Raw genomic sequence first — 12,615 nt, forward strand, 5'->3', positions numbered from 1 at the left:
GAAACACGCTCGCTGATGAATCTCGCTCAAAAACTACGCCAACGTCTCGCCCGCATGGTCGCCATGGACGCTTCCGGTCGCGGTGATCAGGCCAAGATTTCGGCTGATCGTGGTCGCCTGCTACTCGAAACTCTCGAAGGCCGACAGATGATGGCGGGAGACGTGGAACTTTTGTTCACCGACCCGTCGGCACCTGCGGAAAATGTAGCCGCCTTCACCGATGCCTCGGCGACCGATACCTCAACGACCGATCGTGGCTCGTCGGAACGGGAAGCCGAAGGCGAAGCGGCGCTGGATTTGGTCGAACTGGCAAAGTGGTTGGACCAAACGGGATTCGAATTCTACGGTGCGAACTGGTGCCCGGCGTGTACCGAACAGAAACAACTGTTTGAAGATGGTGCGAGCTTCCTTCCGTTCACCGAGGTGACGCTTCCCAACGCGACACGCTCGCAAGACCCACAGTTCGCGAGTTTGGGAATCACGACTTACCCAACGTGGATTTTCCCCGACAACACGCGGCATGAAGAAATTCTTTCGATCGAAGATTTGATCCAAGCGAGTGGATTCGTCAATCCGACCGATGAACGTCCGACCTTCGCACAAATCGGCTCGCAAACAGTTGCGATCGGATCGCCCCTGCACATTCCGGTGGACGCTTATGACGCCGAGGGTGGCCCGCTCACGGTGACGGTCTCGGTCGCCAACCCGGCACTGCTGTCCGCCGAAGTCATCACGGGCAACCGCTCGTTGCGACTGGACATGGACGGCTATGACGACATGGTCTTCGAATTGTTTGAACAACGTGCCCCCGTCGCTGCCGGTCGCGTCGTAACGCTCGCCGAAAGTGGTTTCTACGATGGGATCATTTTCCACCGCGTCGATGGTGACTTCGTCATCCAAGCCGGTGATCCGGGCGGTACCGGCACGGGTGGTTCTAACTTAGGCACGTTCGACGACGATTTCCATCCCGATCTACAACACAACACCTCCGGTGTGCTCTCGTTCGCAAAATCATCAGACGACACGAATAACTCGCAATTTTTCGTGACCGAAACGGACGCACGGTTCCTCGACTTCAACCACTCCGTGTTCGGACAACTCGTCGAGGGTGAAGACGTTCGCGAGGCGATCAGCCAAAACCATACCGACGCGAACGAGAAACCCACCAACACGGTTCGCATCAACAACGCGACCATCTTTGACGACACCGAAAACTCGGTCGTGATGCTGAAGGCACTCGGCGGCACCGGGACCACGAACGTCACGTTCACAATCACCGACAGCGATGGGAACCAATTCCAAGAGGTCGTCGCGGTGACGGTGACCGAAGACCTCAGCCTCCAAGGCGTGCCGATCAACAGCCAACCGTACCTCAAACCGATCGCCGATCCGATCCTGGCCAACGGGAACGTTGCACAATTGCAACTCGAAAGCATTGACGTTGAAGGCGACTCAGTCCGTTACTTCATCGGTGGCACGAGTTCCAGTAACGCGACCGCGGTCGTGAACCCGACCACCGGTTTGGTCGAAGTCACCGCCGTGGATGGATTCACTGGCAACGTGACGGTTTCCGTCGGTGTGTTCGCCGAGACCGGCGCCGGCAGCGCCTCGGACACCCAAAGTGTGACCTTCACGTTCGACGATCAAGCCATCGCGGCTCCAACATCGATCGACCTGCGAGCGTCGAGCGACTCGGGATCTAACTCCACGGACAACATCACCAATGTCGGATCGCTGACGTTTGACATCACGGGTGTGACCTCCGGAGCCACCGTGCAAATCATTGATACGTCGGACAACACCGTGATTGGCGTTGGCACCGCGACGGGCAGCACGATCGCGGTGACAACCAACAATTTATCGGCCCTCGGACAAGGCAGCTACACGCTCGCCGCACGCCAAGTGATCGATGGCACCGCAGGCGGAAATTCGCCATCGATTACAGTCGTCTTTGACACTACCGCTCCGGCGTTTGATGTCACGAACATAACGACAACGGGCAACGTCAGCACGCTCTACACAACCGACTTGGTTAGCGCCGAAGAAGGTTCCGGAGTGACGTACGCGTTGTCGACGTTCCCAACCGGAGCGAGCATCGTGGCATCCACTGGCGTGATCAGTTGGACGCCGACCCAAACCCACACCGGAACAAACGACTTCACCGTTACCCTGACCGACCGAGCGGGTAACGTTCGCACCGAATCGTTCTCCGTCACTGTCGCCGGCGAACCACTCGCCGGAATCAAACTCGAAGCCACCGACTTGAACGGCAACGTGATCACGTCGCTCGACGTCGGTGATAAATTCCTGCTCCGCTTCTACGGCACCGATGAACGCGAACGCGGCAGCCAGGGCGGGATCTATGCCGCCTACGCGGACGTCGTTTTTGACGGAACACTCGTGCGAGCGGTTCCAGGAACGACCATCGATTTCGAAACCCTGTTCGGCAACACTCAATCGGGAACCGTCGGCACCGGACTGATCGATGACCTCGGTGCCGTCAGCATCAGCACCGCTCCTTCGAACGAAGTCGAGACCCTGATCGCGACCATCGAAATGGAAGCTCTCGCCTCAGGTACGGTGAATTTCGTCACTGACCCCGCCGACGGAACGAATCGGGAAGTGTTGCTGTTCTTCAACAACGACAACATCCCTACCGACGCGGTCGCCTACGGCAGCGTTTCGCTGGCCATCGGACAATCGTTCACGGCCCTGGCGGACACATTCACCGTCGCCGAAGACAGCGGCGCAACCGTCCTAAACGTGCTCGCCAACGACACCATCACCTCAGGTTCAGGATCGCTCTCGGTAGTCAGCGTGACCCAGCCCGCAACGGGCGGAAGCGTGACATTGAGCAACGGCGAAGTCCGGTTCACTCCGGCGACCGACTTTGTAGGAACGGCCGAATTCACCTACCGTGTTTCGGGTCCGGGCGGCGTGCAAGAAACCGTCCCCGTGACGGTCACCGTCACCGGCGTCAACGACCCACCGGTCGGTGTCGATGACACGTTCATCGTCGACGCCGGATCGGGTGCGAATTCCCTCGACGTGCTCGCCAACGAAGCCTCCGCTGCGGAAGAAGGCGAAACACTCACCGTGACCGCAGTCACCACGCCGACCAACGGCGGTACCGTCACGATTGCGTCCGACGGCCTGTCGGTGAACTACACCCCGCCGGCATCGTTCGTCGGTACCGATACGTTCGAATACACGCTCAGCGACGGCACCAGCACGGACACCGTTTCAGTTACCGTGACGGTGAATCCGACCGACGATCCACCGACCGCTGTTGATGACGCATTCCCCGCGTCGAACGATCCGGCAATCAACGAAGACGCCGCCCAAGCGAGCTATGACGTTCTCGCCAACGACACCCGCGACGCCGACAATCAGTCGTTCGTGATCACGGCATTGGGGACGCCTTCGGCGGGCGGCACCGTCTCGATCGGCAACAACGGCACCACATTGCTGTACAAACCGAGCGCTAACTTCAACGGGACCGAAACGGTCACCTACACGATCCGTGACACCGGGGGCGGTCTCGCCACCGCCACGGCAACCTTTGTCGTCACCAGCGTCAACGACGCACCGCCGATTTCGGCCGGTTCAATCGTTTTGGTGAAAGGCTCCAGCGCGTCGACGGTTCTTTCGATCTCCGACTTGCCCGCCAACGTTGATTTGAACGAAACGTTATCGTTCGTCGACCTCACCACGCCAACGAGCGGCAGCGCGACCGTCTCGAGTGACGGGCAATCGATCTCGTTCACACCCGCCGATGCCGACTTCACCGGAGAAGTCACCTTTGACTTCTTCGTCGAAGACTCGAACGGCTTGAAGAGCGGTCCAGCTACGATGACGATCACGGTCGCCGATTACCAACGCCGTGCGATCGACGTCCAATTCCGCAGCAGCACGTTCGGTTTGCTCAGCAGTGACCTGTCGCAGTTCACCCTGACCGGCACTGATGTGCTCAACCAATCGGTCTCGCTACCGCTCAACCACAGCTCCGTGGTCGTGACCGCCAACGGCATCCGCGTCCCGAACTTGCTGCCCGGTTCGTACAAACTGAACGTTCCCGCGATCCCGTTCTTACATAACGGCGATAGTGCTCAAGCGATCGATATCGAAAGCGATGTTGATGAGGGCGACGAGTCTGTTGAACTGAACCTCGGTTCGGTGAAGGCCGCTTACTACAGCGTCACGGACTGGTTCGGTTCGGCACCACGATTGGCCGTCTTGGCCGCCGTCAGCCCAGGTGGTTCTGCGATTTACGCACAATCCTCCACCGCCGCACTCGACGCCGTGACGGACCTGCAAGTCCAACTCAATGACACCGGATCGGCCGTCACCGTCAGCGCAACGCGACCCGCCGACTCCAGCACCACGAGCGACGTTGCGGTCAGTTTGTCAGCCAACGTCGCCGACTCGACCGTCATCCGAACACGCGGTGAATCCGGCGTCATGCGATTGGTCTTGGTCAGCCTGGAAAACAGCGCCGGCGAATTGAGCCTCGTCGAGGTGAGTTCATCGTCAACAGCCGCGGCCGCGGTCGCCGCTTCGTCGGTCAACGACGCTTTCGTCCCCGCCGGCGAGCCTCTCTCGAGTGCCGATTTGGCGGCGATGGAAACCGAATCCTCCGACGAGTCAGACGACGACTCGAGCTCCGTCGCACCGTCGGGCGAACCCATTTCAGGGCCCGCTTCGACGCAGCAATCCGCCAACATTGATGCTGCAATGAGCGATGTTTCGGAGAGTTTGGAGGTAATTTCACCCGCTGGAGACCGTGTCGCAGAGCAGACCTCCGACGGGGTCCAAACGTTCACCGAAGCGGTGGATCAGGTCTTGACAAACTCGGAGGGGACCTAATCCGGGGGGCATGAGGGCCCGATTCGGCGAAAACACGGAAAAACACGAGGTTTTTGTCGGTCAGGAGGGTTGCAGGTTTTCCAGTGCCGACATAACACTTGCACCCGCAACGAAGTGGAAACGATTTTGCTTTCCTTCGTTTTTTCCTGTCTCAGTATCCAATTTACAGGTGCAGCCCATGCCCGCAGCCATTCCACCCAAAGCGCCCACAAAGACCCAGATCCTCGCCAACATCGCCGAAGAGACGGAGTTGAGCAAGAAAGATGTCGCCGCCGTCCTGGACGCGCTGGCGGCCGAAATCGAAAAGTCGCTGAAGAAGGGTGGGCCCGGCCAATTCGCAATTCCTGGACTTTGCAAAATCGTCCTCAAAGACGTTCCAGCTAAACCGAAACGAAAAGGTCGCAACCCAGCCAACGGCGAAGAAATCTGGCTCGCGCCAAAGCCGGCTAGCAAGAAGCTGACAATTCGCCCACTCAAGGGCCTCAAAGAAATGGTCTAATCCGGTACCCGGATTCGGATCATGTCGTTATCGACAGACACGCCTGCCTTCCTCTCGATCGCCTTCGAGACGGAAGGCAGTTTCATTCTGATCTAGAGAGATTTCCCGCGGTTTGTTATTGACCTGTTTTTGGTCTTTTATCGATGCCGCGGTGACAGCATGAATCTCTTGCAACGCATCTTTCCTACGCGTGCTCTTTTCGCCCTCACAGCCGCATGCGTCTGCGCCCTCGGCATCAGTGCCTCCGAAGGGATCGCCCAAGACGTGTTTGCACGCAGCGGGATCACCCAGGTCGCGAACCAGGGCCCCGAGACCGCCTCAACACCGAAACCTCGTCCGTGGATGGCCGTCAGTCACATCTATCAGGGTGACGACCCGAACCCTGTCGAAACGCATCACGTCGTTTTCGAAAACGGGATCTACTACGACTTTCCCGCCGACGAACAACAACCCTGGACGATCTTCGACCTGAAGGCCTCACGGGTGATCCTGTTGGATCGCCAACGACAAATTCGAACAAGCGTTCCCACCGACGACCTGGTTCAACTGGCCGCTCGCGCCGAAGCGGAAATCACCGATCCCGTCGATCGCCAACGATACGGCATGGACGCGGTACCAACCCGGTCGGGTGAACTGCAATTCGATGTCGCGTACGCAGACACACGCTATCGGGTTACCGGCACACGTCCCGACGCACCGAAACTCGCCGCGGAATACGGCCGCTTCGTCGATTGGGCATGCCGACTCAACGTTGCCCGCCCACGCGGTGTGCCGCCATTCGCACGTATGAAACTCAACGCGGTCATGACACGGCAAAACGTGTTACCCAAAGAGACCGCCGTAACACTGACCCGGCACATCGGCGCCGAGCGCACTCCCGCACAAATTCGGTTGCGATCAACCACCGTGATCCAGGATGATCTGACCGCGTCGATCAACAAACAAGTCAAAGACGCACAATCCATGCGTGTCATTTTTCAAGAGATCCCGTGGGATCAGTACGAGCACTGAATGAACGAATCCATCGAACGTGATCCCGAGCCAACGCTCTCGGCTGATTCACAATCCGAACGCACCGCCCGGCGGGCAGAGCGAAAACGCCGAAACAGTGCCCCGAAGAAACTCTCTCTCGGCAAACGTCTCGAACTGTTCGGTCTGCGTTGGTTCTTCGCATTGATCCGCCGAACCGTCCGCATTCACGTCGTCAACGACCAGCGAGATCAAATTCGGTACCACTCCGACCGCCAATTCATCTACGCGATCCTGCACGCCCACCAAGTCGCCGCGACCGCGTTATCGGACCCGAACACGGGCGCGTTGGTCTCACGGTCTCGCGACGGCGATCTTCTCGTCCCGTTGCTCGAGTCATGCGGCTGTGTGCCGATCCGCGGCAGCAGCGGTGAGGGACGCAAGGGCGGCGCCACGGCGCTCACTCAGTTGATCCGGCATTGCCAACAGGGACACCCCGCCGTGATCGCGGTCGACGGCCCCAAAGGCCCCCGTGGCAAAGTCCAAAAGGGAGCCGCGATGTTGGCACAGAAAGCCGGCATTCCGATCCTGCCCGTCGTCCTCGTCGCGCGTCGTCGCTGGCTATTCGCGAAAGCGTGGGACCGCATGCAATTGCCGATCCCGTTCTGCCGTTTGGACTGCCGTTTCGGCGACCCTATCTACGTTCGCGAGAGCGACGACCTGGCCGCGATCGCAAGCCAAGTCGGAACGTCGCTCGAAAAACTCGAACAGATCGAAGACCCCCACGAAGCCGCCATTGCACAGGCTCAAAAACAAGCTCGCAACGAGTCGACGACAGCCGCTCCAGAGAGCCTCTCCAAAGCGGCCTAAAGACGACACACGAGGCCTACGCCGCCGATTTGCTCAGCACGTACGGCCGCACCTCACTCGCCGAATTGCTCCGCAAGTCGAATCGGTTAAAACGCATCCCACCGAGTGCTATCCCTGCACGAAAACGTCGGGACAAGACCGGATGGCTCGCGGGCGGTTGATCGACTGGCCCGCCGCGCAAGCAAGAGATTCCGTTGCCCCACTTGCACCGCCTCACGACGGTGGTCACGGTTAAAACGGCAATACCTAGACCGCTGGCTTGATCTCGTACCCGCTGCGGTATTCACGCCGCAGAAACGGGTTCGCCAACTCTGCGTGTTCGCCGACAAATCGTTCCGTCGCTGGATCGTGTTGCAACATCGGGCACGACACCAGATCCTCGACGCTGGCACCAAACTCTGACAGAGGTGCCGTCATGTCGTTCATGATCGCCTTCCACTGAGGCAACTCGCTCGCCTGAGTCAATTGCTCAGCATCGAACGCCCCGCCGGCGCGAAACGCGACATTGGCGAGGTTACACCATCCCGTGCTGTGATGGCCGTTCTCGATCGGCGCCGCTAACATTCCCTCGTTGCGTGACCGAACCGCTTCGACAAAGTTGTTCACGTGAGCGGGCACGGTACTGACGCGTTCCCGGAAGGTACGCACCGTTTTCCCATCCAAATCAACGACCTTGCCACTGCCTCGCTGGCCGAGATAAGTGCCGCCTTCGCAGACAATCGCATAACCACTGTTAGGCGCCGAAACCTGCATCTGGCCCTTTACCGACCAAGTGCCTTTCACGCCCGGTTTCGGTGGCAAATTGCTCAACGCGATCAACGTCGGAAACGTCTCCGTTTCAAACAAAGCGAAGTGAACATTCGGCGTCTGACCGGCATCATTCCATCCGATACGTCCGCCACCACAGATGATGCGGTTGGGCGTCGAGATTTCATCTTGATAAGCGACATTGCGAACGTCATCGAGAATGTGAACGCCCCAGTTGCCCATCTCGCCGCTGCCGGTGTTCCAGTCCCAATGCCAATCGTAGTGAAAGCTGTTTCGGTAGATCGGCTCATCTGCGGCCGGTCCGAGCCACAAATCGTAGTCAACGCCTTCGGGCGGAGTCAGCGGTGTGTCGCGTTTGCCGATCGACCCACGCGTTCCCAACCGGTTCGCTTGAACATACTTGATCTCGCCGATCCCCTTCTCTTCGTGGAGGAACTGGCGAGCTTGCATTTGAATCGGATCACTGCGTTGCTGCGTCCCGAGTTGAACGATGCGTCCCGACTTCTGTGCCGCGAGAACGACCTGGCGGCCCTCCCACTGAGAGTGCGACAGAGGCTTCTCGACGTAAACATCTTTGCCCGCTTCGATCGCCCAAATCGATGCCAAACAATGCCAATGGTTGCACGTCGTGATCGCCACCGCGTCGATGTCGTCAGAATCCAAAACCGTTCTCAGATCCGTCACCGCCTGAGAGTTGTATTTCTTGGCGAGCTGCTCGGCGCGGCCCTTGTCCGGATCCGCCACCATCACCAACTTCGCCCCCGGAGCAGTGTCGATCGCACGAGCAATTTCGCCCCCACGTCCGCCCGCACCGAGGACCGCCATTCGCACCTCTTCATTGGCCGAGGCACGGACCACACGAGGCAACGCGGCGGTTGCAATTCCGGCGGCGGCGAAACTGAGCAATTGACGTCGATCAACTCGACCGGCGAAGTGGGTACGGAGACTGGATTTTGTTTGGGTATTCATGCTGCCTAAGCTGGATGCGAGGAGGCGGGGGAGGGAATTCGGGCACGCCCGATAAGTAAATCGCCAAGTAAATCGCCGACGATCCACAATCAGATTCGGATCACGCGTTAACGTAAACGGGCCGCGCAGCATTCTATCCCAAAGCAACCCAACATGTGATCGAGATCAAACGCGACCGCAGGTTTTCCCAAGAGCGAACTGACGCCTGTAAATGGTGCCTCGCGCAGACGCCTTTTAGGCAGAAAATCGTTTCAGTGGACGCCCTGAACCACCGCGGCAATCAAGCACTCCAACCGCCCGGGTTTTTCAACGACTGCGTCGATCCCGTTCTCGCGAGCCACTCGCCGCTGATCACGATTCGCCATTCCGGTCATCCAAATGTGTCGAGCGTGAGGAGCCCGTCCGCATCGCTGAACCCATTGATCGCCTGTCGTGGGCGGGGCCGCCGAGTCGTCCCAGAGAACGGTCGCAAAACCCGCGGACGAGCGCCGCGTCAATTCCCGTTGCCACTGGACCAAAGGCGCCGAGTGGGCACCGCATCGCCAAAGACCTTGCAACGAATCGAGATAACATTCGGCATCGGTGTATTGCGACGCAACCACGACAACCGGACGGACGATCACGTCGCTCGAGCCTGAATACACGCCAGAACGCTCTTCTGAACCAACCGCATCCACCGCCGTGGAATCATCGAACCAATGCGGCAGATAATTCACCGCCTCGAGTACTGATACGGAATTAACCCAAACCGGCATTGGCGGTTCATTTAACGAGCCCGGATGGCCAGAGCATGCGGTGTTATTGGGCACTCCGCCACCGTTTGGCAATCGAACCGTTGGCGCGACCAACGATCCACGCACGACAAGGACATCGGCCTCGGCAAACTTCGATCGCAACGAAACCGATCGCTCGCCATCAATCACGAACCCCGCCACCTCGTGTCGGTTCGTTTGTGCGACGATGACGTGCGTGGGCGAGTGCCGAGGTGGTGATCCAATCGCATCATCGATACTTCGCCGAATCGCGATCACGTCACAACTCTGCTGACAAACCTGCCACACCGCTCGCATTTCGGGGTGCTCGCTATCGCCGATCCACAACAATGTGTCGCAGCGGTAAGGTCGCGGTGCCCTAGAAACGCTCGAGCGAATGGCTTTTGACGCGTCCAATGCCGGACGCACGCCCACGGTTTGGGACGCAGATAGTGATAGATTAGAGCGAGATGTTTTCATCGATGGCAGCTTCGGCTTCCTTCAAAATCAACCACGCGTCGCCGGGCGAATCGCTCGACCGGAGCCCGTCGAGGAACGCATCATCGGAAACCAACCGGCTCAATTTTGCGAGAATACGCAGGTGGCTCGAATCGTCATAAGAGCAGATGAGGAAGAATATGTCCGTCAATTGCCCACGATTCGAAAACGGCAATCCAGCCTGACAAATGCCCAACGCGAGAACCGAGTCGGCCAGAATCGAAGTTTGAGGCCGGCGAGGGTGCAGCAACGCGACCCCGTTGTCCAACGCCGTCGGATGCAGTTTTTCCCGCTCGGCGACCGCCTGAGCCATCGCCGGGGCATCCCACAGCATCCCCGTCGTCGATGCCAGGTCGCTCATGCCGCGGATCACACTGCCACGTGTACGTGCGGACAACGGATTGGCGATCAAGTCGACCGTACACAACTCGCTCAACTGGCGAGTCGGTGCGTCCGAACTGCGATGTAGCACCCTGCGGACTTCGTCGAGCTCGTTGGGGTCACTCAGCCCGATCCGCTCCTCGAGCCAGTGGTGGATTTCGGCTTCGTTGAATCGCCACTGCCCGCCGACTTTGCGTCCGGGCAAATTTCCCCGCGTCACCATTTTCGTGATTTGATCAGGGGTAACGTGCAGATATTCGGCGAGTTGGGGGATATCGAGGTCTTCCATCGGATTTTCAATCAGCGGTAAACGTTTGGCTTCTATCCACACTTCCCTTGACGGAAGTCACACAAAATCAGTAAATCGACTCAAGTTATTCCTTCGTCGGACCGACGTCGACGTGCCCACGCGGGTCATCACGCGGAGTTTTTTGTTTGCCTATCGCATCGGACAACCGTTTATCGTTACGCCTGAACCGTTTCTGGCTAGTGGGGGCGTTCGCGCTGATCACCCTCGCCACGTTCGATTCGGCGTCCGCACAAAACGGCTTTTCGTCGACGCCACAAACAAACATGGGACCGATCGGCCCCCCATCGTCGGCAAATGCCTATCCGCCCACCAACGGGAGCACTTACGGTGCCAACCCGTTCGGATCGAGCAACCCGGGAACGCTCAGCCCCACGACACCTTCCTTTGATCCCTACGCGACCTCGGGCGGCGCCAGCCTCGGTGGCCCGGGGATCAACTTTGCCCCTCCTGGATTCGGCGGAACGGCCGGATACGGCACGACGACACCACTGGGCACCCCCACACCCGTCGGACCTCCGTCGTACAGCGCAGGCCCGAGCGTCGGCCCCAACCCGTCCTACCCCAACGGCGGCCTGCTCAGCGGACTGTTCTCGGGAAACTGGTTTCAAAGCAACAGCGGCACGGGCCTGTACCAGGGCGCCGGATACCCGTCCGCAACGGCAGCCCCTTACAACGCCCCTCCGATCTACAGCACTCCTCCAGCATACAATTCACCGCCCGTGGGCAGCGGATCGCTCTATGGCACCGGCCCGATGATCGCCCCGCCGTCGCCGAGCGGTTTCTCCGGCGATCCGTTTCCACCCTCCGCCTACCCGTCTGGCTCACCGACATCACTCTTCCCCGGTGGACTCAACGGCCCCGGCTACGGCGGAACACTGTTGCCTGCCGGGCTGATTCCCGCAGGCGGCTTCAGTGCGTACCAATTGCTGCACGGCCCTCGATTGCGTCACACATGGATCGGCGGGGGCGGCGACGACCAAGACGACCTCGGAATCAATCAAACCGATGTGTCACTCGGTTTTGCGTTTGGCAATTTTTTCTACAGCAACCGCCCCCTCTACGTCGTACCGTCCTTCTCGCTGTATCTGTTTGACGGTCCGATCACGACGCCCGGCAACCCCGCCGATCTGCCCGGCAGCGCGTATGGCGGCTATCTGGATTTCGGTTGGCAATCCGACCCCAACCAAATCATCGGCGGCGAACTCGGGTTTCGCGTCGGTGCTTTCACGGACTTCGACACGTTCAATTCAGACAGCATTCGCTACATGGGCAAGGCACTCGTGGCGTTTCGCCTGACGCCCGCGTCAACGCTGAAAGCGGGAGTGTATTACCTCGACCGGGAAAGCATCAAAATGTTGCCTGCCGGTGGCCTGCTTTGGCAACCGAACCCGTACACCCGTTTCGACATTTTCTTTCCCGAACCCAAACTCGCGAAATACTGGCGAACCATCGGCACGCAAGACGTCTGGTGGTACTTGGCCGGCGAGTACGGTGGCGATTCCTGGACAGTCACGCGTAACAACGTGGGCAGCACAGAGGAACGCGTCGACGTCAATCAAATCGCCGTTACGTTCGGATGGGAATGGGGCCGCAGTGATCTCATCAGGGCAGGGCAACGCACCGCGTTTATCGAATTCGGTGGCGTCTTCCAACGGGAACTCAAATACGAATTCTCACCAGACGATCAAGACCTCGGCGAAGCGTTCATTGTTCGAGCGGGCTACGGATACTAA

At 59.1% G+C, this 12,615-nt stretch carries 8 protein-coding genes; 5 read left to right on the plus strand and 3 right to left on the minus strand.

Annotation, left to right across the window (positions count from 1 at the left end):
• The first annotated feature begins 15 nt into the window (after positions 1-15).
• The 4 genes from FHS27_RS09655 to FHS27_RS09670 all read left to right on the plus strand — a co-directional run bounded on the left by FHS27_RS09655 (position 16) and on the right by FHS27_RS09670 (position 7,204).
• Entirely contained in the window at positions 16-4,866 is a 4,851-nt protein-coding gene (locus FHS27_RS09655; protein WP_184304609.1) for a tandem-95 repeat protein, read from the plus strand.
• Positions 4,867-5,044: 178 nt separating this feature from the next.
• Complete coding sequence (locus FHS27_RS09660; protein WP_009095042.1) at positions 5,045-5,365, plus strand: HU family DNA-binding protein; 321 nt, start codon at positions 5,045-5,047, stop codon at positions 5,363-5,365.
• 159 nt (positions 5,366-5,524) lie between these two features.
• The gene (locus FHS27_RS09665; protein WP_246419376.1) at positions 5,525-6,376 is read left to right on the plus strand and encodes a hypothetical protein; all 852 of its coding nucleotides are present in this window, start codon (positions 5,525-5,527) and stop codon (positions 6,374-6,376) included.
• The gene (locus FHS27_RS09670) at positions 6,377-7,204 is read left to right on the plus strand and encodes a lysophospholipid acyltransferase family protein (RefSeq protein ID WP_184304613.1); all 828 of its coding nucleotides are present in this window, start codon (positions 6,377-6,379) and stop codon (positions 7,202-7,204) included.
• Positions 7,205-7,450: 246 nt separating this feature from the next.
• On the opposite strand, the gene FHS27_RS09675 is transcribed toward FHS27_RS09670, so the two are convergent.
• From FHS27_RS09675 to FHS27_RS09685, 3 genes are all read right to left on the minus strand, one after another.
• Complete coding sequence (locus tag FHS27_RS09675; RefSeq protein ID WP_184304615.1) at positions 7,451-8,941, minus strand: Gfo/Idh/MocA family protein; 1,491 nt, start codon at positions 8,939-8,941, stop codon at positions 7,451-7,453.
• A 251-nt stretch (positions 8,942-9,192) separates the two neighbouring features.
• Positions 9,193-10,173, minus strand: a complete 981-nt coding sequence (locus tag FHS27_RS09680; RefSeq protein ID WP_221225000.1) for a hypothetical protein — start codon at positions 10,171-10,173, stop codon at positions 9,193-9,195.
• On the minus strand, positions 10,154-10,861 hold the full coding sequence (locus FHS27_RS09685; protein WP_184304617.1) for a PTS sugar transporter subunit IIA: 708 nt from the start codon (positions 10,859-10,861) through the stop codon (positions 10,154-10,156). The genes FHS27_RS09680 and FHS27_RS09685 overlap by 20 nt, the downstream gene beginning before the upstream one ends.
• Positions 10,862-11,007: 146 nt before the next feature.
• Between FHS27_RS09685 and FHS27_RS09690 the strand changes: the two genes are divergently transcribed.
• Positions 11,008-12,615, plus strand: coding sequence for a hypothetical protein (locus FHS27_RS09690; RefSeq protein ID WP_246419378.1), 1,608 nt, complete (start codon positions 11,008-11,010; stop codon positions 12,613-12,615).

Source organism: Aporhodopirellula rubra (assembly GCF_014192335.1).
Classification (GTDB): domain Bacteria; phylum Planctomycetota; class Planctomycetia; order Pirellulales; family Pirellulaceae; genus Rhodopirellula; species Rhodopirellula rubra.

Coding starts and splice junctions, on each gene's coding strand:
- FHS27_RS09655 (WP_184304609.1), top strand. CDS start 16: ATGAATCTCGCTCAAAAACTACGCCAACGTCTCGCCCGCATGGTCGCC.
- FHS27_RS09660 (WP_009095042.1), top strand. CDS start 5,045: ATGCCCGCAGCCATTCCACCCAAAGCGCCCACAAAGACCCAGATCCTC.
- FHS27_RS09665 (WP_246419376.1), top strand. CDS start 5,525: ATGAATCTCTTGCAACGCATCTTTCCTACGCGTGCTCTTTTCGCCCTC.
- FHS27_RS09670 (WP_184304613.1), top strand. CDS start 6,377: ATGAACGAATCCATCGAACGTGATCCCGAGCCAACGCTCTCGGCTGAT.
- FHS27_RS09675 (WP_184304615.1), bottom strand. CDS start 8,941: ATGAATACCCAAACAAAATCCAGTCTCCGTACCCACTTCGCCGGTCGA.
- FHS27_RS09680 (WP_221225000.1), bottom strand. CDS start 10,173: ATGAAAACATCTCGCTCTAATCTATCACTATCTGCGTCCCAAACCGTG.
- FHS27_RS09685 (WP_184304617.1), bottom strand. CDS start 10,861: ATGGAAGACCTCGATATCCCCCAACTCGCCGAATATCTGCACGTTACC.